Source organism: Candidatus Melainabacteria bacterium, assembly GCA_003963305.1.
Classification (GTDB): domain Bacteria; phylum Cyanobacteriota; class Vampirovibrionia; order Obscuribacterales; family Obscuribacteraceae; genus PALSA-1081.
Window position 1 is genome coordinate 78,662 of record RXJR01000026.1, and the last position, 22,914, is coordinate 101,575.

Consider the following 22,914-nt stretch of genomic DNA (forward strand, 5'->3'; position numbering starts at 1 on the left):
CTGATGTACCATGACCGCAAGACGCCTCGGTGGATCAAGACTTGGCACAGTCAAGACTGTAGTCTGTAAGCTAGTGACCGTGTCCAGAGCAGGGGCATGGCACGGGGGCTGGATGTCCCGTCATAGTTCAGGGTTAGTATCACGGCATGCAACTCTTGACGTATCACTTGATAGCGCCGATTCTGTTCCGTATAAAAAATGTCAGAGAATGTGGTCTACAAGAGCATCTCAGGATATGGTTTCATAGCCCAGATGTCAGCTCAGCTTTGCTAATCTTCAAGAAAATATTTCGCTTCCATGGACTGTTCAATGAGTGGTCCGATGCCATCACTAGCGGTGACTATGCGAGCATCGCAACACAGGTCATGCTGATCTGCCTATGTACCACCGGTCCCTGGTTAGCAACTCTGTACAAACCTGTGTCCTTAGAGATTCCGTGGTCAAAAGTACATGGGCGACTCTCACGCTGGCGGTTTGCCACGTCTTAGCAAGCTTCATCGCAGGAGCAGAGAGGAAAAGAACGAACGAGCCAGCGTCGAGAGGCTGATTTGACAACCATTCCCAGTATCAAACCATTAAATAGTTCGCTTGAATGCTTTTTCATATTGACTTCAAATGGTTCGAGTTGTAGGCTGACTTCAAGGCTGATTGAAGTTAGCCCAAATCAAATTCACAACACATACAAACAAGAATCGTCCCTCAAATGGAGCCGCCGATGCAGAAACTCACATCTATTCAAAGAGAGGTTTTGGAATTACGTTTCGGTCTGGGAACGAAGGAGCCGCTTACACTGGCGGAAGTAAGCAAACAATTCGGTGTTTCACGGGAGTGTGTGCGTCAGCACGAGCGACGCGCACTGAGAAAAATAATTGATTTGAACCCACTTGGACCAATACTCTCGAAAGAGAAACGCGCAAATACCAGTCACAGAGCCACCTTAACACGAGTTGAGCGCTACATGCTCCGACGCATGTGGGGCTTAGATGAGCACTCGGCACTGATCATGTCTGAGGAAGAATTGACGGCATTAGCTGTAAAGGTAAGCCATTTACTATGAGTCGTCTATCAACAAGATTGATCAGGATTATTCATGCCACCACATTCCACTGACCCAAAAATACAAATTTCACTCGAACTATTGTTGCCACAGATACCGGATGAGCAAGATCAATGCATTAGCAGGCTAGAGCAAAAACTACGAGCTAGCCGGGGCATTACACAGGCCCACATCAAAGAGAACGAGGGTGTTTTTTCCTTATGCTTGCATTACGACCCGACGACTATCACTTTATCCAGTTTGAAGAGAACCGCACTTAGAAGCGGAGCGCATTTTTCACATCGGTACCATCATGAAATTCTGCCGATAGTAGGAATGGATTGCTCCGATTGCACCCTTGTAATCGAACATAGTTTAAAGCGTCTGCCCGGAGTGCTAGATGCCTCGGTGAGCTACGTTGCAGGCACGCTGAAAATCGAATACGACAGCGATAAAATCGACCAGTCTAAAATAAGGTCCAGATTGAAAAAGCTCGGATACGAGATTTCTGCAACTGGTTTTTCGGCGGTATTTAGCGAACGAAGAGAGCTGATTTTTTCTCTCCTCTGCGGTCTTTCGGTAGCGTTTGCTTGGCTGTTACCCCAGCTTCAATTACCCCAACAGCTATCGTACTTATTCTTTGTTTCGTCCTATTTGTTTGGTGGTTTTGATGTTACAAGACATGCGATCCATTCGGTTAAAGAAGGACACTTCGACACAGATTTGTTGATGATGTTCGCGGCTTTGGGCTCAGCATTTTTAGGAGAGTTTCTTGAAGGTGGACTGCTGTTGTTTTTGTTCGGTCTCGGTCATGCACTGGAGGAATTAGCTCTAGACAAAGCTCGTGATGCCGTGAGCAAATTGGGACAACTAAGACCGAAAACAGCGGTAGTCATTCGTGACACAAAACAAATTGAAGTTCCGGTGAACGAGTTAAAGGTCGACGAAATAGTTGTTACAAAGCCGGGTGCAAGAATTTCAGTTGATGGCGCGGTAGTGTATGGAAATTCAACGGTCGACCAATCACCGATAACAGGTGAAAGCGTGCCTATTACCAAGTCAACCGGAGACTCAGTTTTTGCTGGATCGATAAATGGCACAGGGCAGCTATTAGTTAAAGTATCAAAACTAGCTAAAGATAATACACTTGCGCGCGTTATGCAGCTTGTTGAGGAGTCGCAGACACAGAAGACGAAAACGCAGCAAATTACAGAGCGGTTTAACCGTTGGTTTGTGCCAATCGTGATTGTTTTAGATTTCCTGTTGATCGTTTTGCCACTGGCTTTTGGTGTTTCGTACAAAGTCTCATTCTTGCGAGGTATGACTTTCCTCGTTGCCGTTTCTCCCTGTGCGCTAGCTCTTGGAGCACCATCTGCGATGCTTACTGGCATAGCGCAGGCGGCGCGCAATGGGGTTCTTATCAAAGGCGGTGTTCATTTAGAAACTTTGGGGAAATTACAAGCACTGGCCTTTGATAAGACTGGAACGCTAACGCACGGTAAACTTCAAATCACAGACATAGTCGTCACTGAAGCGTCAACGGTAGACGAAATTTTGTCTCTCACTGCTGCCTGCGAAATCAGATCAGGACATCCACTGGCAGCTGCAATCGTCAACGAAGCACGCAACCGTTCACTCGAAATTCCCGAGCCCACTGAGTTTAATTCCATTAGCGGGAGAGGATTATCAGCTCTTGTTAGAGACAAACGAATCTTAATCGGCAACCTAAAATTGATGAAAGAACAGTCTATCGAGATTACAAAAGACCAGTTACAAACCATCGAAAAATTCGAGTCAGACGGGAAGACAACTGTCGTTGTTGCCCAAGATAACTGCGCAATTGCAGTAATTGCGGTTGCAGACACACTACGTTCGAATGCTAAAGCTGCTCTGACCTCACTGCGAAAACTCGGAGTGAAAAATATTTTTCTTCTCTCAGGTGATAACGCAACGGTGGCAAGTAAAATTGCCAAAGACTTGGGCATCGATCAAACGAGAGCAGAATTGATGCCCGATCAGAAGTTAGATTGTTTAAAAGAGCTTGCAATAAATCAAATTGTAGCAATGGTTGGCGATGGTGTGAATGATGCTCCAGCATTGGCGGCAGCAAGTGTCGGCATTGCTATGGGCGGAGCATCTACGGATGTAGCGTTGGAAACTGCCGATGTAGCGTTAATGGGAGACGACCTATCAAAATTGCCATTTGTAGTGGCACTCGGCAGAGCCACGCGTAGTGTAGTAATACAGAACCTCGTCATAGCAGTTGCGACTATCTTGAGTCTGGGGAGCGCGGCTATTTTCGGTCTCACAACCATTGGTTGGGCTGTGTTGTTTCACGAAGGAAGCACACTTTTAGTGGTGCTCAATTCACTTCGACTCTTGACGCATCGTAAACGTTTGGAGGCATGAAAATGTTGGCTGAAAGAACTACTTCAATACCCCTTTGGTTAACAGCTCTGGCCAGCCAAGACAGAAAAAATGTTGTCTAGGCTTGCTTATTTGGCTCCACGCCTATGGTCCAGAATCAGACGGCTTCCTCCAACTTCACGGAGGAAAATAGTCATAGCGGCGTGTGCGCATGCTTTAGATGTAAGTGGCACTGCGGACCCAATAATGATCACCAGCTTTCAAGTTCTTTCTGATGGCAAACCTTTTACAAACGATCAACGAATCGAACTGCAAAAACTGGTAGAAAAACTCGATGAAGCTTACCTAGACGTTTATGACGGTGACAATCAATTAGAGGAGAAAATCAGCTTGTTCATGCAGTCGGTTACTGCTGCAGTCTTAGCACATGCAGTTGACGGAAATGAAATTGATTCACTAGCAGAATGCTTGTACGAAGCATCTTGTACAACCTCAGATGATGGATTGTATTGGATGATGATTTCCAATTTGACAGATGAATTGGAAAGGGAAACAACTTTGTAAGTGAGTTGGCTGACTGATAAACACCAAACCAAAACAGGTAACTTTAAACAAGCAACAAGCAAGAGCTGGCACCAAAGCCATATTCAAGTATTAAATTAATTCATTGAATAGTTGACAAGATGCTATCAGCGCTGTATCGTCGATTCACAGATCTTCATAGCAGCACCATGCACAAATTGCTTAGCAGTCGCTTATGCAATTTATTGAGCAAAGCTATACGAGAAAGAGACAATGCCAAATCTAACTTCAAAACAGCGCAGCCTACTGAGGGAACTTTTTGGATTAGAGCAGGAGCAGCCTCTGTCTCTGGAGGAGCTGGCAGAAAGTCGCAATACCACTCCTCAAAATGTTCGTGCACTGGAGCGCCGAGCACTCAGAAGAATTGACGTAAGACGCAGACGAATCACAAGGAGAGTTAGTCCGATCATGCCGTTTAAGGCTGGGGAACCACTAACCAGTAAAGAGAAGCGCATTCTCAAAACACTGTGGGGAATTGATGACGGCATCTTGAAGGAATATTTAGTAACTGCATTTTTATGCGACGCGACTTTTGAAGAAGTTTTCTGCGCTGAAACGAAAGCCCTGTTTACTTCACGAAGTGAAACTTGAATGACAGCTTAGGTGGTGTGCCATTTGGAAAAATTGTTGAACGCATTCTGTGGAAATCGCGAGGACGAAAAATGTATTACCCAACAAAGCTGAAATTGCCGGTTGCCAATGCACAAGCTGGGTATGGAGTAGTTTTATTTGCCCAGGCTGTAATAGGACAGAGATTTTCAGATCCGTTGACGGTCGCAGAATTGAAGTTTGCAGCTGTCCACGGGTACGAAATCCTAATGGAATTTCCATTCGATAATGGACAGACTATCTCTATGGTTGGACGAATCATCAAAATTGTTATCGTTGAGCACCGAAGAGGTATAGAGGTCGACTTCGCAATCATTCGACCAGCCGAGAAACAAAATGGACTCACAACTAACCAGGTATCAAATACGGTAGCGTGCTGATATATAAGATAAGTGCTGTACCGTTTTTAACGCTACAAGAAATTGCAAATAATTCCATCAGACACGCTCGCGCGTAATTCCAAGATCAAACAGTATGGTACTACATATGGTGTTTTCAACGAGGCGTGATGCGAAAAGGGCTTTGCATAGCTGATTATCTGAATCGAATAACACCGACTTTCATCACAGCTAATCAACGACAATTTATATTATCGCAATTTAAATTGACGTTACTCAACAGCCTTCACTATTGAAGTCGACTTGCATTTCTGAAAGAGGTAGCCCCAAGAAATTGTCAAATTCAAAAAGTCTTGCGCGGTAGTAATCGATTCTTGAAGCACGAAAAAAGCGAGCAGTACGGCCACTATTACACTGCCTTTATCGATCAGAGTGACGGTCGAAACGTCACCCAACTTTATCGCTTTGTAGTAAAAGATCCAGGAAATTGTCGTTGTTACTGCGGAAGCACCAAGCCAAAGTAAGTTCGAAATTTTTAGCGAACTCCAGTCTTTGTTGGGAACTGCAAACCACGCAAAAGCGAGCACGAAGACGAACACGAAATAGGTTCGAATTGTGGGCCCCAGATCTCTAGAAATATTTGCCAGGACTTTCTTCGCAATCACTGAAGTGAATCCAGCAAAGAACATTGAGATAAATGCGAGCCAGATCCAAATATTCATGGCGATCCCTCTAAAAATTGTTTTGCATTGGCAAGATCTGTGCAGGCGAAAGTTTTGTCATTACCTTCTGATATTGTTTCGCCAATGTCAGGTTCAGCACTAACCGAAAAATGTTTGTTGATAGGCTGAAGGAAGCAAGATACACCGTGAAATTCTACGATTAGTCAGGATTTAGGCAGAGCTTGATGCAAGCCTTTGGCACGGTGTTTTTAATTCTTGCGCGCAGAGTAACAATGAATAGACGGATAGATTAGGAGGCAACATCGTCCAAAGTTTTTTTTGTTTTTCGATTTAGCAATTGCGCTATACGCTCCTGAACTTTCGTCATGGGCAGTTTCAGGTCAAAGTTCCGATTATGGCTATTCAGGTTATTACTCACATGCACGAAATGGACTATTGTTAACGGTTTTTCGCCCATACCTGTCCAGGCAGGGAAGATGGATTAGTCAAGACCCCATCAACGAAGCGGGCGGAGTAAATCTTTACCAATACGCGTTCAATCGTCCTATCAATCTTATTGATCCACTTGGGTTGGACGCTCTGAATATTCCTCTCAACACATTTGGCGCCGCCTTAGGTGTCCCTCAATCTGCACTGGCAGGCGGATGCTTTGATGTAATCAATGCAGCATTAAGCGCTCCATCTGGAACTCGTCCAGACAACCTTGGAACCACTAAATGTTGATTTGGTTCAGATGCAGTGATTGAACCTACGGATCTGACGGTGAAGTACATTAAGGAGAGCGACTGCCCAGCTGAAGCGTTAGGTTGCAGCAGGTAGACGGGCTACAAAACCAATTCGGACCGGTGAGATGGTTTATTATGATGAGGTGATTCCAACGGCCCAGTGGCAACGATGGCGGCAACGCATTTCTGATCCTTAAATTCGATATGCTCTTTGCGTCTTTTATGATGCTCTTGGGGAATTGGACTCGCGGCAATTGGTTGCGGTAATTGGTTACACCGGTGCCAGCATAGTTTACTGACTTTGCCAACTCATATCATTTCATCGGTTAATTACCTATCTGTCGTCAACTTTTGAGGGCGCCGTAGACGAAACATGGAGGCGTGCTCAAGACCCAGCAGCTTTGTGCAGCACAGTCGCAAAAGACACGCTCGTAGCAGCAAGCATAGCTGCCGTCGGCACAGTCGCCCCCGAGATAATGCTCCCAGCGCTCGCCGTAGGCACCGCAATCATATGCTCCGAAAATCGGGGCGAGACAAAGAAGCTTTGGCAAAGAAACGAACGCCTATTTGATGCGTGTCAGTCTGCCTGGAACGATCCGGGTAAAGAAACGACAGCCAAAAATTTGTTTGCTTCCGAATTGGGCAAGCAAGCTTTTGAAATTACACTGGCCGGTCTTACGATGGGTCCAGGCTTTGGAATGGGAACGCGATTTGCCGAATCAAAACTAGCTAAGATAGCTGAGAAAACCATGGCAAATAAAAGCGTGGTATGAGCGATTTGGGGCAGGGAACTATGCAGACCAAAATTGGAAATAGCGTAGTGACAACGCATGCTGATGGAACTGTAGTAAAACAGTTTGACAGCGGCTTAGTTCAACGACACATCCCAACCGAAAGTGGAGAATACATTTTCACAGAAGCAAGACCAGGCGGAGTATACACGATGGATCTCCCTGGCGGTACCAGATTGATTGAATTACCGACAGGTAGGTCGTATTCGGTTTACCGAGATGGCACTACGCTGTTGAAAAACCATCGGGACTCAGACTGTCTTTATCAGGTGACGAAAAAACAAGAACATTCACTCATTCCAACGGGACTACAATTACGTTCGTTGGTTCCCCAAAAAAGAGGATATTTCCCTGACGTGCTCCCCAGAAACAAAAGGTATTCTGTTTTTCAGACAGCTTCCGCTGTTTTGTCACCACTCGCGATACCGCGCTGGAAAGAAACAGCTTAATGACTTTGGGCTGCATGATTTCGTTAGCAAATAAGTGTTTAGTCTTGAATTTTTTCCGGCAGCTGAATCAAGCTTTCATCGAATGTAAGCCTGCCTGATGATGAAAACGAAGCTCTCCTAAATCATAGCCCCCAAACTACTCCCGAAAGAGCATCGAACCTCAAAAGCCTTGCTCGGAAGAGGTTCGAACCACCAACCCCTCGGAGGCACCCGCGACTTTAAAACCACCAGAATCAGGAGCCTCAGCTTTTCCGAATTAATCGTGCAAAATCGCAGGCTAACAAGGGAGGAATCCATCCAGACGCATTGAATAGTGAGTCATGTACTAACAACACCGCACGTTCATTTAGTGTGGCGAATTTAGTAGTCATCACCATTCAAGATTTAGAGGAAGTTGTTGCCAGAACGACTGAAAGAATACTGTTCGATCACAAAACTGGCTATGCAGCTGTTGACTGTCTGCGGCTTGCAGTTACTTTCGATGCATATGCTCGCACGTAAGGCAAAGTGAATTCAAAATGGTCTCCGCTAGTTAAGTCCTCGCAAGAAGTCATGATTGCTGCCGGAGAAATACTCATGGGTCGGCAATAACAATTGACAAAACATGCTTCGTGGAGATGTGGACGACAGCATCAGATGCTTCGCAGTGCGCTACGAGGCGACGTCTATGCTTCTCTTTGTCTTGCGATTCATCAATTCCAAAAGTCGATCTTGCACTATTGTCATAGGTTCCTTGATGTCGGCAACTTGGACGATCAAATATCCTTTGGTGACGTCATCTGAATCAGTGTTTTTATGATTGGCAAGCTTCTTCAACATTTCAAGATCGTGACCTGATAAAAATCCTTGAGTTAAATAAGTCCTTCGCAGATCATGAAGACTAAACGGAGTTTTTGTTTTGTCAGCGATCAAGTTGAAATGCTTCTCGCGTAAATCAAAATAACCATTTTTTCCAGTCGCAGCAAAGACATACGGATTATCCACTTTTCGGACCTTTTTCCGACGTTCAAATACCTCGCTCAAAACCCTGGTTATTGGTAGCGCGAATTCCAATTTGTTTTTGGCATCAACAACCTCAAAGTAACCGCGTTTGACATGAACGTCATCCCATTTGAGCTGTGCTGCTTCATTCTTTCGTAATCCGGTCATTAACACAAAGAAGAAATAATCGGCCATAGCCTTGTCCTCTAGCGTACCAAGAGCTTGATACCAAAGAGGCAAATCCATATCGGATAACATTGTTTGTCGACGCTTCAGCCGGTTCCAAGATTTAAGTTGATTGAGTCGTTTCACAGGATTTTGCATAATAACCGGGCTGCCATCAGGTTTCTCATACATGTCTTGTGCGAACTTAATGACTGCTCGAAAGACCCGCATGGTGTTATTTGCGGCTCCGGGTCCGCCTTTACCCTTACCGATTTTACGCTCAGTGATTTCTTTGAATCGCTTTTCTACATCTGTTTTAGTGATTTCGCTTAAGGGACGCTGCATCCAATCAGAAAGATAGGCATTGGCGACAATTGAATAGTTCTCTACAGTGGATGGCTTCAAATTTTTGCGGCTTAGATAATCGTTTAAAACGTGATGAAGGCTTAATTCCTGTAGTTGTTGCTCGCTGGCCCATTCTTCTGACTGTTGCTTGTTTCGCTTTTTTTCCTGTAAGCGAGGGTCGATTCCCTGTCGCAATAAATCAAGTAGGTGACTTGCAGTCTTTCGTGCATCTTTCGAATTGACTACGGGATGTCGGCCAATAGTGAGAGTGATAGCCGATTTACTGCTTCCGCGCAAACTGTTTTCGACCAACCAGATTTTGTTACCGGCAGCGGTCACTTTTAGCTTGAATCCTGGCAATTTGGTATCGCGATACTCGCCAGCAAGCGTGGTTTCTGCCGCGAACGAGTCTGTCAGAGAAAATTTATTGACTCCTTTTTTGGGTTCGTTACTCAAAACTCACTCCTTTTTGCCGAGGTGAATGTCTTAGATTGGCACCTTGATCTTCAATTTTTAAAGTATTTATGGGGGATACGGACTAGATCATTTATTTTCAGCGCATTGATCTGCGCGGGTTAGATCTTGAATCGGCTAGCCGATTCGTAGCCGATTGAATTTTTTTTCCATTCTATCATAACTTCGAGCAGCAAAACCTTAAAAGCCTGACTGATACTTAATTTCGAGGAATATTGAGAAAAGCTCGGAAAAGGTAATTTTGTCGTTTTTCCTAGACTTAGGATCTAGTGTAGCAATACGTTTGGTAGGGACTTCGTCACCAATTAGTCCACGAAAAGCCTTGGCTCATAACCCAAAGGTCGACAGTTCAAATCTGTCCCCCGCAACCAATTAAAAGCCTAGAAGGACCGGCAGTTTCGAGAGAAGTGCCGGTTTTTTATTGGGGTAGGCAAAAATTGCTTGCCTAACCCATTGCCTAACCCAAACGAGATCAGATTGGTTGAGTCTCGGGAATGACGATCAACGCATTGTGTCTCGCTTCGTGCATCGTTCGCGAGAGATGCTACAGGTTGTAGTGCCTCGGGTAAGGCAACGTTCGCCTAACGCAAATGAATAATGCCGAGTTGTCTAACCCCCGCCTAACACAGGATTTGGGATATTGGCCGCCTAGCGCGCGATCAGGATGAGAACATAGTTGACCGTCGGGAATGGCCAGTGTAGTGGCGGTAATTCGTAGAATGCAAATTTTCTATGTTTGATTGGCACAAGAGGTGATGCTGAGCACCCGCTGAACAGCGGCTCTGCGTGATAATGCTTCGTTCGGGGTGCAACAGATTGCGGATTGATTAGACAGTCTGTGAGGGAATAAATTCCTCAAGTGAGGTAGATCGATGCGACGCATACAAGGAAAGACAATACGCTTGTTTCTGGTTGACGGTTCGCCGCTTGGATTAGTAACGGCGGAAATCATTAACTGGACGGGACAAGTTCTGAGCTTTCCGCGTGGGCTGCTGCCGGATGCCCTGAAGCGAAAAGAAGTTATGAGAACTGGTGTGTACTTTCTGATAGGAGTCGATCCCGATGATCCGCTGTGCAAGCGAGTCTACATTGGCAAAAGCGATGACATCGCGCAGAGATTGCGAACGCATGATTCGGATCCAAGCAAGGAATTTCACGATCACATCGTGATTTTTGTTTCTAAGGACGAAAATCTCACCACAGGCCATGTGAATTTCTTGGAACACCATTTGATATCGCGTGTAAGATCGGTTGGTACTGCCACTCTAGTAAATGGCAATCAAGGTTGCGCTGTGACGCTTCCGGAATCCGAAATCAGCGACATGGAATATGCCTTTGAACAGCTTTGCGTGTTGATGTCAGCTTTGGGCTTTACTTTCTTACAGGAGGTGCCTAAACATGACGCTCAACATAGCAACGGTAAAGCCAGTCCAGGTGTCATGTTTGAACTTAGCTATTTAAATGGCTCGATCAAGGCAACGGCGTATGAGTCAGAAGGCCGTATGGTAGTTCGGAAAGGATCAACAGCTCGACACCCAAGTAAGGCTGCCGATTGTGTCGTTAAGGGAACAACAACGCGGAACTATCCTTTCTACTCCAGAACAATTCAAGAACTGCAAATACAGAAAAAGCTGGTCCCAAAGTCCGGGTCGCCAGATCTACTAGTGTTTTCCGAGGACGTGATGTTCACAAGTCCATCGGCTGCATCTGACATCATATGCGGTTCCAGTACAAACGGAAGAAATTTTTGGAAGGTACAAGGCACAGCTAAAACGTACGGCGAGTGGCGAAAGGAACAACTGGATGAATGAATCCGCTAGACAAGAGTAGAGCCGTTTACTCACGATGTAGATGATGCGGAATGTCTTTCGGCAACGAATGTCCTAGCTCTTGATGCCTGCGACATTCGAAAAGATGTTGAACTCTGAGGTATTGCTCAGGCAGAAAGGGACCGGGTCTGCTCGATAGAAAGTTTTCTTGACCAGGTCGAATACGTGTCCCAATCCAAATGAAGAGGGACTCGCTGTTCGAAATGGGTACTTAGCAAGCTCCACGACGTACTTCATGTGGCCGAACAAAGCGACTTCGGCAACGATTCGCCCTCGCTGTTCCGAGACCCGAATGAAGTGGAATGGAATATGTGATCTGTGTTCCTGACCTTTCATGGCGATACTATATCTGGTGGCAACTACGGGTGTCTTGCCCGAGTCCGAGAGAATAAAATCTCGAATGGCCCGAAACTCGTCTTCATATAAGATGTCGTAAAGTCCAGATTTGATGGTGCAATATGCGAAATAGTTGAACGCGATTTTCGCGATGACACGCATAATTTCTCGATCTAGCCGTCCTTCAAACTCGCAATCGAAATGTCCATCGCAATTTAGATCCAGGCGTTCTTGTTGAAGCTCCTTATAATCGATGCCACGGTTACGCAACTCCGCAATCAGCTCGCCCAGTTGTTCATCACCCTTGGCAAAGACGCAAATTGACTCTCTTTCTTCTCCAGTCCAATTTATACGGTTAGCGAAGCCTTTCGCATCCTTTAGCCCTTTCAAAAAGAGAACCTGGCTGTAACCGTTTTTCCCGTGTATCACGACCTGCGGCGTAGGAATCGCATTGCCGGTTTCGGGATCAAGCGTAGGAAACATATCATCGAAAACCCGCTGCTCGCCTGTCATTCGGTTCTTGAATGTTAGGCGGTCGCGTCGAAAACGGATCGAGCTATCGCGGCGAAATTGGTATTGGGCGGCGATAAAACCTTCGAGGCTATCCTCCTTGAAGAAGGTTTCGAGCTTGCTAAATGTGTTATTGCATGCATCGCATACTTCAATCAAAATCAGAGACTTCGGTGTAAACGTTCCCATCGACTGCGGCATGACGTGCTCTCTTCCGTGGGAGGAGCTGTCGGATTGGAGACAATATATGCATCGCATCGGTCGTCGGTTCACTTATTTATTGTGCTGCGCCGTAAGAAGTCTTCGATCATGGAATCAGCTGATGCAGTTACGTAAGTCTCTACCGCTGGTCTGGATAGCTTATATAGCCACTCAAATTGCAGTAAGCAGCGAGAACGATGATCAAACAACTCGTCTTGTAATCGACGAGATCGCTCCAACAACTCATCATCCGAAAGAACTTGGCAGTCATTCCAGAGCTGGTCGGAGTGGGCACGAAGCTCGTTGAGGCGGTTGATGCTTTCATTGTTAGCTCGGTTGTGTTTGACAATCAAGCACAGTGCAGGCAGCAGGGGCCCAACGAGTTTACTCAACCAGTCGAACACCGTCATGGCGCCAAGGGTGCCAATAACTGTGACCATTGCCACACTCAGCCCAAAAGCTATCCACAGCGCGGTGCCATAGCGTTCACGCAATCCGATGTCATAGCTACAGTTTGTTCTTTGACAGAGAATCCGCGCGGCCGTTAAAGGCAGCTTCTGCAAATTTCCAACGTACCAATCCTGCAAAGGTGGTGCTTTGACAGGATCGTACCGTCTGCTTGCTTTCGCTATTACCTCAGGCGGCTCGAAAGCTCCGGTGTGTAAGGGATTCGGCGGAAGCTCAAGGACGAAGCAATCAAATTGTTCTTGAACTCGCGCGGCTTGTTTTTGTTGATTCCCTGTCGTGAACGCTAGTGCCTCGTTGAGTATAGTGACAATCAATCCACTTCCGATAACGAACAAATTTGTTCCAGGCACTACGGCGATGATGGCTCCTAGAAGGGCGTTAGCGCTGGCAAGTGCAAGTTGCACGCCGAAGAGAAACTTCTCGTCGCGGTAAATTTGTCGTTGTGCAGCGAGGAGCTTCAGCGAAGAGTCTTCATTTTGCCGATGGCGAATAACATCGCCAGTTTGTGGAATATTAGCCATTTGTCGGAAACTCCTCGCCGAAGATTTGCTTCCAGAGCCGCATTGCTTTGTTGTGATCGGAAAGCGAATAGGACGCATACCAAGCCTCATAAGCTTTGTCCCGAGCTGTTGCTAAGCGCTTGAGGGCTTCCTGCCGGTTCCAATAATCCAAATAGTTGTCGGCGTAAGCATCTTCGTACCAAAGATTATTTTGAGTTAGCGTGTGCGCTTCTTTGAAAAACTGGTAGACATTCCACGGATAATCCGAGAAGGAACCTTGCAGAATCGTGAGGGCGAGCACTTCGATGTGATAAGACTGGAGATACTCGCTGTGGTGAAGGTTCCACCATTTGATCATTTTGACGATTCGTCTAAATTCAGAACCGAAGGTCTTTACGCGATCCGCAATTGCGTTTGCGTGTTTTCGCGGACGAGAAGTAATCCAAGTTTCGGTATTCATGTCGGGGACGCTGTAGTGAGAAACCGTTCCATCATCGTTCACTACGCGTGCTACCGGAACAATGTCAACGTTTGGCCATGATTTATAGTGCAACGTCACAGCTTGCCCGTTTTTACGAACGTTGGTTTTTGATTCCGCCAAGGAGTCTCGGACGGACTGCAACACCTCGGACGGCTTCCGATCTTTTATATGCTTGCCATAATGCAATACCACCATCACATCCGCATCGCAATGTGGTTTGCGCAGAGCCGTGAACTTCGGAATCGATCCTGTCGCGAACGCGTCGAGGATTTCAAAGTCTTTCGCAAGCAGGTCTACAATGTGATCTTTACGCGTATTGCATACGTCGCGTTGATCGCCTGTTAGCGTGATGGCGTCATAGAATTTCTGGAAGGCGGAATGGACATTCTGTAGGGCGCGCGTCTCGTAGCCATAGCCCAATCGCTGAAAACTGTTTTGATTTGAGTACATTTTGGTCCCTCACTGGGATGGGCAATCTTGCGTAGGGGAGGGTTGCTCGCAAGAAGACCCGGTGTGCAATACGACAAGTCTATTCAGGCTTTCCCTAATGGTCAAAGCGCTGAAAGCCCCTGATCATGCCAATTTTGGGCCGGTGATCGTATATCGACATGATGATCGGGATGCGGTTCGCCGGGTGGATTTTTGTATATCGAAAACGATCTTTTTAAAAATGTTGCAGACATAGTTTGCGGTTCCCTGTAACTGAGAACTGGTAAAAGCCTTCCAACCAGACAAACGTATGGTACTCTTTTCATCCGAATATGTCAAATGCTGGAAGCGGGACACAAGCATCAGAGATGCTCGTGCCCCGAGGTTCGCACTAGTTGATGATGATGGACCGATCTACAGCCGCTTGGATCGCCATTGAAAGCGAGGTTATGATCGAGTCGCATGCCGCGTAGTTAGCGCCTTCCACTGTGGGCCTGAAGTCCATCAGGATGGTCGTGGTTCCGCGTTCTGTTGATTGCACTTGTATATCGACTGCCAGGAAGCGTTGTAACCGCTCTTTTCGTGTGTGAATCTGTCCGCGCGCATCACCTTCGAATCTTGTGAATTCATCAGTGAAGCGAAGATTCGCAGTGATTCTACCGGTCTGTGTATCAGCTGTTACCACGTGCCACTTGTCTCCGTAGTTGTAGGAGATCTCGGCGAGAATATCGCGGATTTTGGCGAATGCGATTTTTGCTGGAACGCGGTATTCTCGCGGTTGAGGATGAAGAAATTTCGCACGCTCTTCGCATGCGGCTTTGAAGATCGGAATTGCGGCGAGGGCTCCGAGAATGAGTCCGGGCATTATTCCAGCACCTGCGTCATGCGAAGCTTCGCCGATGAGCGCTCCGGTGAGAAGGAACACGAATGTTCCGACAATGATTGCTACGAGGGCCATACGTCATCTACCTCCGGTGAGTCTTGTTGTTGAAATTGATTGGTGTTGTCTTCGTTTACGCGTTCTTGCGCGGTACGTTGATTGAAGTTCCGCTTCTTATCGTTGCGGTTGCGCTCACGGCTTCGGTTCTTTCCTTCGGGCTTGCTTTCTTCCTTCGGTTGACTGGTATCCGGTCGATCAGTTCGTCCACGCTGTCGAATCGATTCTAATATTTCGTGTGGTGGTCGTTCTGGCGGCGGATACGCCAGCGCATACTGATAGGCTGTTGGCGATGTGAGTGCGATTTTGAGCGGCCAGGTGTCGTTGGTGAAAGCGATAACTTCGCCGCTCAGGTTGATTAGTTCATCCGGCGTTGCAAGCGATCTTCCTTGTATAAATTCCTGTACTCGCCCGGTATCGCTGACGGTTACTTCTTCGATTGTCGTTCTTCCTAACGCTTCGCTTAGTGCGCGGGCTTCTCGGAAGTTCTTCTGTCGGAAATAGATTTGCGTTGCCGGTTGATCGAATATGATTTGTGCCTCCTTTTGTGAGTACACTCGTTCGAGCTGGAAATAGTTTTGAAATCCGAGCACGAGACTTAGCTTGGCTTTTCTGACAATTGATAGAACATTCGCAATGTTTGCGATCTTTCCGAAGTTTGTGAATTCATCGAGGAAGAGAGATGTTGGATATCTCATCGTCGATTTGCTATCGAGTAGATAGTCGAGCAGGAAATTTATCAGGAGCGAGCCGATTAGCTTGCTATCTCTGGAACGGCTAGGTACGGCGATGTAGAAGGTGAAGAGTTGTTTCTTCAGTGCTTCAAAATCTACGTCCGTTGTTTCGGTTAGTGCGACGAGTTGATCCGTTATCCATGGATTCAACTTTGTCATTAGCCCCGATAAGACCCCGAATCGGAAGTTCTCGGAGGTTGACCCCAGCCATCCCTCAAACTCCATTTGTGCGAGCGCTGAAGGGCTTCTGGCGAGTTCCTGGCGGACCTTGCTCACTCCCGATAACAACAGCCATCTCAGGGCGCCGATGTGGCCTCTTTCTGGATCGGTTGCCGCCGCATGCAGTATCAGTGAAACGAGGAGTTGCTTCTCTGATCTATCCCATGTCGGATCGATTCGCGCTTCTTCACCGCTGCCATTCATGATGATTAGGTCGGCTAGTTTTTCAGCTTCCTTCGCTTTCTCCAGTTCTGGAGCCCATCTCACCCGGTCTACAGGGTTGATTCGCGTCGAGGACATATCGGCAGGATTGAATGAGTAGATAGTGTGACCTGCTTGCTTCCGCCATCCAGAAGTTAGTGTGTATAGCTCGCCCGCTTCATATCCCGGGGTTGCCTCAGTAACGATCATGTTGCTGCCGGTTCGCTCAATCAGATTCGGTATGAAGAAGCCTCGCGACTTTCCGACTCCTGTTCGACCGCAGACTATGGCGTGCGCATTTGTTACCAGTTCCGGTATCGAAATGAAATCACCTTTCTGAGTCTTCCCGACGATTAATCGTGTTGCCTCCGGTTTTGTTGTTATGTATCCGGCGCGGCGCAGTTGTATTTCGTCTCCCCATGCGGCTCCTCCATGCACCGTCGATTTTGCCTTTGTTGAGGACACATTAGTCGCTCGAATTGCATCAGCCTGAAGAGTTGCAATTACTTGTTTGCATCTCTGCCGGCAGTCTTCTTCAGTACCACCTCCTTGTCGTTCTGTAATTTCGATTTCGACTCGCGTGCCGACCATTGCGTCAGACCATCTGAGCACAACTCGGTACTCGTGCCTCCACCAGTCTCGTCCCACTTTTTCATCGAGCCTTTCGACTGCGAGAATTTGATCGAGCTGTTTGCTGGCTCGTGAGACGTTGTAGCCGAGCCTGTCGAGCACGTTGACTGCCAGGACAGGTAAATCTTTGGGCGCTGCATTAACAACGCCAACATCCTTTGCGGTTGTTTGCATTTGTAATTACTCCATGAAATCAAGATCGCGGTCGCGCTTTCTTTTCTCTACTTCGCGCTCCTTATGCGCATCTTTACGAGTGTTCTTGTTGTCTTCTATGGCATCATCAATCTGTTCGATGATTGCCTCGTCTGCTGCTTTAGCGTCTGGATTAGCGCGTCCTCGCTGTTTGGCTTCGACGTCGCGTTTAGCATCTTCAAGGTCGTCTCGGTTTTCTTTGAGGCGATCACGCTGATCTGTAAGCGGTATCCATCGTACGAGTTCTGCGGCGATTGCTGCTTCGGTCAGAAATAGGCTCATGATGGGGTTGCGCATCATTTCTTGTTGAAGGGGTGAAACATAACGGTTTGCATTTGGCGAGTTTCGCGCTTCTTCACGGGCGGTTGCCGATGCTTTTGCACTGTTCACTTGGCGTTGAATTTCGCCTGAGAATCGCGCCCGGTCTTTGCTGTCGATCCAGCTTGCCAGCCGTTTGTAATCCTCCTTCGGTAGCCTCAGCGATTTGTCGGTGTTCTCCATAAGATGGCGCCGGAGTCCGGTTAGTCGTTCGTATCCATCATTCTTTGAAAACCGTTGACCCAGATACTCGAAGGACTCTTTCTCATCTTGTGCTTGACTCTTGCTCCATTCACTGTGCGGCTCAAGCTGTTCGCGCACTATTTTTTTGTGCAGCCAGGGAAGTTCTTCGCCGTTTCGGATTCGCTCTTGTCGATCCCGTTCAAATTGCTGTTGCCTTTCCTTCTTTTGCTCCTTGTGTTTTTGTTGTCGCTCGAATTCCGCCACGCGGCAGTCTGAATATTGAGTTCGCTCCAAGTACCTGTCACCTAACTCCTTCATCAGGTCGTAGTCTTTCTTGTCGAATTTTACGAATCTGCCGTCCTTGTCTTTCGGCATCACCACTACATGCACGTGGCGATGATCAGTGTTGTTGTGCGTGACAGCAAACCATTCCAGGTCCAATCCCTTTTCCGAACCGAGCTGTTGCATCACCTCCCTTGTGAACTCTTTCGGATCGTTGGGACTGACTTCCGGTGACAGTGTTAGCTTATGGACGACCACGCCTTTGCCGTCATAGTCTCGAACCTTGTCTCGCATTTCTTTTGCATCCACGGAGTCCTCCGTGTCGGTGAACATTTCTCGACCGCCTTCCTCCAAGTCCTTTCCGGGGCGGTGCTGGATGTACTTTATGTGTCCGAGCGCGGCGCCGATTGCTAACGTGCGCGCTACCTTCAATTTGACTCCGCCACGTTGTTTGGCTTTCACCGATATATAGCTGTGGCGAACTATCATCATTGCCCGACAACCTTGTTCATTCTTTCTGCAATTGCTTTTTCATCGTCTTCAAGACGCTTTCGCATTTTGCCTTTGACGACGTTTGACGCGGCAACGAATCTCTCCTGCATCTTGTTCTCGACGTGGTTCTGCCAAGCCAGCTCGTATAGGGTGCCTGTTTGAGCGCCTTGCCGCGCGAGCATTCCGCAGATTCTGTCGGTCATGTTTTTGATGTTCTTGGATAATTCTGAATCTCGTCTGTCTCCTTTTAGCTTTTCGTAGTTCTCGATGTACCATCTGATCGCTTCCCTTGCGATAGATGATCTTGGTGATCGTTGTTCTCTGCTGATTGCTAACAACTTCTCAAAGTCATGTGATGAGATATAGGTCTCGATTTTTGACATTCGCCTTTTGGTCATAATTTCCTCCATGCGCGCTTAAGGCAGGACGCGTGATTGATTCGGGTCTGATGCATGGTGATTTGAGAGAAGCGAGCCCCTCGTGCATGGTGCTGAAGCCCCACGGGTGGTGGCATACGAGGAATTAACATACTCTCTTTATCTTGCCTTACCGTATGGTGAGACCAACGGTTCGGGCTCGCTTCGCTCGGTCATGTTTTGCGCGTCGCTGCCTGCTCCGCGCGGATGGTGTCATGATGGTTGATGATCATTGTTACCGTTTCTGCTATTGCGTTTGAGGTGCATCCATCTTTCGCTCGATATTTATCGATTGATGTTGCGTGAATTGATTAACATTGTGGAGATGGCTTGGATTGCCGAAACCACGAGGGTGCATGCCGCACGAAATAGCGTTACGATTAGCGTGCACAAAAGCTGAAGTAGTGTGCCAACAAGTTGTGAGACGATGTCGAAAAGCGGTTTCACTACCATTCCTGGATTGCCGCCAGCTATGCCGACGAGTAACATCAGCATGAAGACAGGTAGAAGAATCTGTTCCATGTTAGTTCTCCGATTTCTTTGCTTTAGGTGTTGAGTCGTGTTCAAAGTCCTGAAGATGTTCGAGGATGAAAGCGTCTAGATCGGCTTTTCTGTATCGAACTAAGCGGCCGATTTTGACGAAGGGCAGAGATCTACGTCCGGTGCATTTCCAGACCGCGAGTGTTTGTTCCGCAACTCCCAGATAGGCAGCGGCTTCTCTGCGCGTTAAAAGAATGGAGTTAGCTGCGCCCACTCCATACGGGGTGTGTTCATTGTTTTTCATTGGTCTGATCCTTTAAGTGTTTGCACGAGTACGGCGCACAGCGGATAAGTCGTGTACGCGCGTCGTGTGTAAGAAGAGAAAACTGATTGCAAAAACGCTCAAACCAATAAAATGATTTGAGCGCGAAATCGATATTTCATGTTGATGGTCCGACTAAGTCGCTGCAGCGCCATCAATTTCAGTGCACAATTCCATTGTAGCGTGCGGTTTCGATTTTCTGTCAATGGGGAGTTTTGCCGGGACCCGACCTGGGGAAAAGGATAGTTCAAACTGCGTCGGACGTTCCAGCACCACAGCAGAACTTCAACTTGGCTCCGCTAACACACGGACATTCCGAGTATCCATCGAGGGTCTGGAGAAGCCTCTTGTCGCGACCGTTTTTCGCAACCTTAATGGTTCGTACATGGTGTCGGATTAGAATTTGGCACATCCGTTGGACTTTAGCTAATTGTTCATTGAGCTCTTTGTCGCAAAGCTGCTCAAAATACGTGACGCAGTCCGCGACCACTAACAGCAACTCAGAGAAAACCGCTCCAAGATCGCGAAACAAGCCAATTGGGCTCTCCATGGCCATCTTCTTGTGGATCCATTTGACGCCATTGGCGTCCGTACGGTGAGTAGCTTCTGTTGTGAACGCGAACACAATGCCCACATTCGGATGGGCAAACTCAGAAAGCACTTCGTAAGCCCCACGCGCACCAGGGACCTTTTTATCGAGCTTATCGATGGGGGTCATTATGCGCATTTTGCTGGCGTCTCTATCCAAACGATTTGCCTCAGGACGATACTTTATGTCATTCTTCCGAATCAGTTCCTTTGGATTTTCGGCGAGCGCTTGCCAATCGACCATTGTTGCAAAAACGCGCTTGGCCAGCTGATCGGTGAGTTGCTCTTCGACTTTGACGGATTCTTCGAAATTCGTAGGCGTCGGATAGCTGTTGATTTCGAGTAGTGCCTGGTTGAAGTGTGCCACAATTTCAATAATGTTCCTGCAGCAGATTAAGGCAACGAAGAAATTTCCTTCGTCAATGCAATCCACGATAACGTGGAGTAATTGCCTGAGCGCCATTTGCCTTGTGGCGAGCAACTGCTTCAAAAGCCTTACCGGATCTCCTTTCGCATAAACAAAGGCTACACACCAGTCATTCAACAGGTCTGGTGGAATAGAGATGTCCTTGCGAAAAGTGCCCCCTTTGATGTCAATGAGATTGTGTGCGATTGCTGCATCCGTCGGCGCGTTCAGTTGCTGCTGCATTACGTGAGCGTGCGAATGCCCGTCGCTGGTCGGCTTATCCAGGCGTGAACCAGCTTCCCTTAAGGAATCGAGTGCATTTAGAAAGCCTTGCGCACTTTCTACAGTTGATAGGGCGGTTACAGGAGTCCTCGACTTATCTGGCATTTGATGTCCTCGGCGGAATCCACTCTAGATTCTAAAGGGCTCCCGTACCGGGCACCGGTTTATGAGAATGCACTAACGAATCGCAAGCTGACGAACTGGTTTTGCAGAAGTTCCCGGGGTTTTTCCTGTAGTTCAGATGCCTTCGAGTTGAGAAACTGTTATTGGTGGAACGAGGGGCATACCACTCGCCAAAAAGAAACGCCCCAGAAGTCGAGCACGCTTTCCAGTCGTTAGCGGCGCTTTGAGATGCGCCGACGGCTATTGAAAAGAGATGCAAGTCTCTGGAGGATCGAAAATTGGAAATTAAACTGACCTTGGTCACCAAGCGAAACCCTAAAGAAGTAAAAGGGTTTGATTCTACGGTCGGCGCCATTATTGACGCCGATAACAATCTCGTTTGTATCGTCCCCGTAACCCGAATGGATTGGGTTTACGATTGCCTATCGGCAAAGACGAAGACAGATCATCTATTTACCGTACTGTCAAGAATGACAGACGACGAGGTTAGGCTGTGCACCGGGTGCAAGCGCAATGCCGCCGAACCTAGAGAACAGCCAGTCAAAAGCGAATCCAAAGTGGTCCGCTTTCCACCAGTGAGACGTAAGACACCGCCCCTGGTGTCATAAGTCAGCAGCGCTAACAAGCGCTGTATCCGTCTCGCTCAACTAATCTTATTCCGTGCCGACTTCTGAGCGTTCCCACCAAGTTTTCTATAAAGTGTATAAGCAGCCCACCAGTTAGTTGGTGGGCTGCTTTGTGTTTCAGCTAATTGTTCAGGGCCACAAGTAGGCGCGTGTTTCACGCAAACTGCATAAGCCGTTGGAACTGACAATGATGTGGTCAATCACGTTTATGCCCATCAATTCACCAGCTTTGATGAGTGTGCGCGTAACATCGATATCTTCGTCGCTCGGTGTGAGCGAACCAGTTGGATGGTTATGCGCAACGATCATTGCGTGGGAGTTAGCCAGCAGTGCGGCTTTGAACACCTCGCGGGGATGCACAAGGCTGGATGATACGGTGCCATGCGAGACAACGTGGTATCCGATAACTTGATTCTTCGCATCAATATGGAATGCTACGAAATGCTCTTCCGAGTAGAATTTCAACGGCGCGACAAATTGTTCAAGATCAGCCGGTGTGCCGACAGAAACAGGCTTTCCGCCGGGCTCCTTGATGAGAGCCAAACGCATTTCAGGCACGATATATTTAAGATGTCGTTTCAAGGTGCGGCTATTCATGCTCTCCCCTCCATGGAATTCGGAAGCGAAGGCAAACAGAATGTACATGCTTGGCACGGTCTCAACTTATGCGCATCAGGCTGCAACTTGTGTACGCCGATTACGGCTGGGCAAGTAAATAGCGCCGGATGTTGAATTGGTTCGGCGTGGTGTCCACCGCGATGAACTGGAAAGGAGACAACTCCCCTTGCTTGCCGAAGTTGATCGATAGCTGGCAACACTTGCGAATCTAGCTGTTCTTCGGTTTCCTGCAGCAATGCGAGTTGCCATGCTCCTGGGCGCTGCGCATACGCAAGCAAACCAGATGCGAAGTTGTCGGAATCAATACTTAGCCACCCCTTGCAATTCGCGACTGATGCCAATTCAGTCATCGCATCGAGGATCTGCTGGTCGGTAAAACTTCTAGTGTAGAACCAGAACGAGCACAGCGGACGCTGCTCAACTGCGAGCAACCATGCGTTCACGTATTCCGGCGAATGGAAATCACCCTTATTCCGATATCGGAATAACGGAGAATATCCAGAGTTCCGGACTATTCCGACTTCCGAAATATCCTGATACGGAATGCCCGCAATGGCTTTGAAAGT

General features: G+C 47.5%; 21 protein-coding genes. 8 read left to right on the forward strand and 13 right to left on the reverse strand.

Annotated elements, in window-relative coordinates:
* Window positions 1-703 precede the first annotated feature (703 nt).
* The 5 genes from EKK48_24425 to EKK48_24445 all read left to right on the forward strand — a co-directional run bounded on the left by EKK48_24425 (window position 704) and on the right by EKK48_24445 (window position 4,974).
* Window positions 704-1,057: a hypothetical protein gene (locus EKK48_24425; protein RTL37251.1), complete on the forward strand. Its 354-nt coding sequence runs from the start codon at window positions 704-706 to the stop codon at window positions 1,055-1,057.
* 33 nt (window positions 1,058-1,090) lie between these two features.
* Window positions 1,091-3,445 (forward strand): cadmium-translocating P-type ATPase, encoded by a 2,355-nt coding sequence (cadA, locus tag EKK48_24430; protein ID RTL37252.1) that lies wholly within the window; start codon window positions 1,091-1,093, stop codon window positions 3,443-3,445.
* Window positions 3,446-3,649: 204 nt separating this feature from the next.
* The gene (locus tag EKK48_24435; GenBank protein ID RTL37253.1) at window positions 3,650-3,967 is read left to right on the forward strand and encodes a hypothetical protein; all 318 of its coding nucleotides are present in this window, start codon (window positions 3,650-3,652) and stop codon (window positions 3,965-3,967) included.
* Between the two features lie 231 nt (window positions 3,968-4,198).
* On the forward strand, window positions 4,199-4,576 hold the full coding sequence (locus tag EKK48_24440) for a hypothetical protein (GenBank protein ID RTL37254.1): 378 nt from the start codon (window positions 4,199-4,201) through the stop codon (window positions 4,574-4,576).
* A gap of 71 nt (window positions 4,577-4,647) precedes the next feature.
* The gene (locus EKK48_24445) at window positions 4,648-4,974 is read left to right on the forward strand and encodes a hypothetical protein (protein RTL37255.1); all 327 of its coding nucleotides are present in this window, start codon (window positions 4,648-4,650) and stop codon (window positions 4,972-4,974) included.
* 230 nt (window positions 4,975-5,204) lie between these two features.
* Here the strand turns inward: EKK48_24445 and EKK48_24450 are convergent, their stop codons facing one another.
* The gene (locus EKK48_24450; protein ID RTL37256.1) at window positions 5,205-5,654 is read right to left on the reverse strand and encodes an EamA family transporter; all 450 of its coding nucleotides are present in this window, start codon (window positions 5,652-5,654) and stop codon (window positions 5,205-5,207) included.
* Between the two features lie 249 nt (window positions 5,655-5,903).
* Here EKK48_24450 and EKK48_24455 point away from each other — a divergent pair, with 249 nt between their 5' ends.
* A complete protein-coding gene (locus EKK48_24455) occupies window positions 5,904-6,338 on the forward strand; it encodes an RHS repeat-associated core domain-containing protein (protein ID RTL37257.1) in 435 nt (144 codons plus the stop codon).
* Between the two features lie 403 nt (window positions 6,339-6,741).
* The gene (locus EKK48_24460) at window positions 6,742-7,113 is read left to right on the forward strand and encodes a hypothetical protein (protein RTL37258.1); all 372 of its coding nucleotides are present in this window, start codon (window positions 6,742-6,744) and stop codon (window positions 7,111-7,113) included.
* A gap of 1,118 nt (window positions 7,114-8,231) precedes the next feature.
* Here EKK48_24460 and EKK48_24465 read toward each other — a convergent pair.
* Window positions 8,232-9,527 (reverse strand): DUF4102 domain-containing protein, encoded by a 1,296-nt coding sequence (locus EKK48_24465; GenBank protein ID RTL37259.1) that lies wholly within the window; start codon window positions 9,525-9,527, stop codon window positions 8,232-8,234.
* A gap of 890 nt (window positions 9,528-10,417) precedes the next feature.
* Here EKK48_24465 and EKK48_24470 point away from each other — a divergent pair.
* Complete coding sequence (locus tag EKK48_24470; protein RTL37260.1) at window positions 10,418-11,356, forward strand: GIY-YIG nuclease family protein; 939 nt, start codon at window positions 10,418-10,420, stop codon at window positions 11,354-11,356.
* Window positions 11,357-11,428: 72 nt separating this feature from the next.
* Here the strand turns inward: EKK48_24470 and EKK48_24475 are convergent, their stop codons facing one another.
* The 11 genes from EKK48_24475 to EKK48_24525 all read right to left on the reverse strand — a co-directional run bounded on the left by EKK48_24475 (window position 11,429) and on the right by EKK48_24525 (window position 22,375).
* Window positions 11,429-12,421 (reverse strand): hypothetical protein, encoded by a 993-nt coding sequence (locus EKK48_24475; protein ID RTL37261.1) that lies wholly within the window; start codon window positions 12,419-12,421, stop codon window positions 11,429-11,431.
* 68 nt (window positions 12,422-12,489) lie between these two features.
* Complete coding sequence (locus EKK48_24480) at window positions 12,490-13,410, reverse strand: hypothetical protein (protein RTL37262.1); 921 nt, start codon at window positions 13,408-13,410, stop codon at window positions 12,490-12,492.
* Window positions 13,403-14,290 (reverse strand): nucleotidyltransferase, encoded by an 888-nt coding sequence (locus EKK48_24485; protein RTL37263.1) that lies wholly within the window; start codon window positions 14,288-14,290, stop codon window positions 13,403-13,405. The genes EKK48_24480 and EKK48_24485 overlap by 8 nt, the downstream gene beginning before the upstream one ends.
* A 400-nt stretch (window positions 14,291-14,690) precedes the next feature.
* A complete protein-coding gene (locus tag EKK48_24490) occupies window positions 14,691-15,257 on the reverse strand; it encodes a hypothetical protein (protein ID RTL37264.1) in 567 nt (188 codons plus the stop codon).
* A complete protein-coding gene (locus EKK48_24495) occupies window positions 15,245-17,194 on the reverse strand; it encodes a type IV secretory system conjugative DNA transfer family protein (GenBank protein ID RTL37265.1) in 1,950 nt (649 codons plus the stop codon). The genes EKK48_24490 and EKK48_24495 overlap by 13 nt, the downstream gene beginning before the upstream one ends.
* A gap of 6 nt (window positions 17,195-17,200) precedes the next feature.
* Complete coding sequence (locus EKK48_24500; GenBank protein ID RTL37266.1) at window positions 17,201-18,487, reverse strand: hypothetical protein; 1,287 nt, start codon at window positions 18,485-18,487, stop codon at window positions 17,201-17,203.
* Window positions 18,484-18,885, reverse strand: coding sequence for a hypothetical protein (locus EKK48_24505; GenBank protein ID RTL37267.1), 402 nt, complete (start codon window positions 18,883-18,885; stop codon window positions 18,484-18,486). The genes EKK48_24500 and EKK48_24505 overlap by 4 nt, the downstream gene beginning before the upstream one ends.
* Window positions 18,886-19,188: 303 nt before the next feature.
* On the reverse strand, window positions 19,189-19,425 hold the full coding sequence (locus EKK48_24510) for a hypothetical protein (GenBank protein ID RTL37268.1): 237 nt from the start codon (window positions 19,423-19,425) through the stop codon (window positions 19,189-19,191).
* Window position 19,426: 1 nt separating this feature from the next.
* Complete coding sequence (locus EKK48_24515; GenBank protein RTL37269.1) at window positions 19,427-19,687, reverse strand: DNA-binding protein; 261 nt, start codon at window positions 19,685-19,687, stop codon at window positions 19,427-19,429.
* Between the two features lie 265 nt (window positions 19,688-19,952).
* On the reverse strand, window positions 19,953-21,086 hold the full coding sequence (locus tag EKK48_24520) for a hypothetical protein (protein RTL37270.1): 1,134 nt from the start codon (window positions 21,084-21,086) through the stop codon (window positions 19,953-19,955).
* A gap of 773 nt (window positions 21,087-21,859) precedes the next feature.
* Window positions 21,860-22,375 (reverse strand): DNA repair protein RadC, encoded by a 516-nt coding sequence (locus EKK48_24525; GenBank protein ID RTL37271.1) that lies wholly within the window; start codon window positions 22,373-22,375, stop codon window positions 21,860-21,862.
* Window positions 22,376-22,914: the final 539 nt, after the last annotated feature.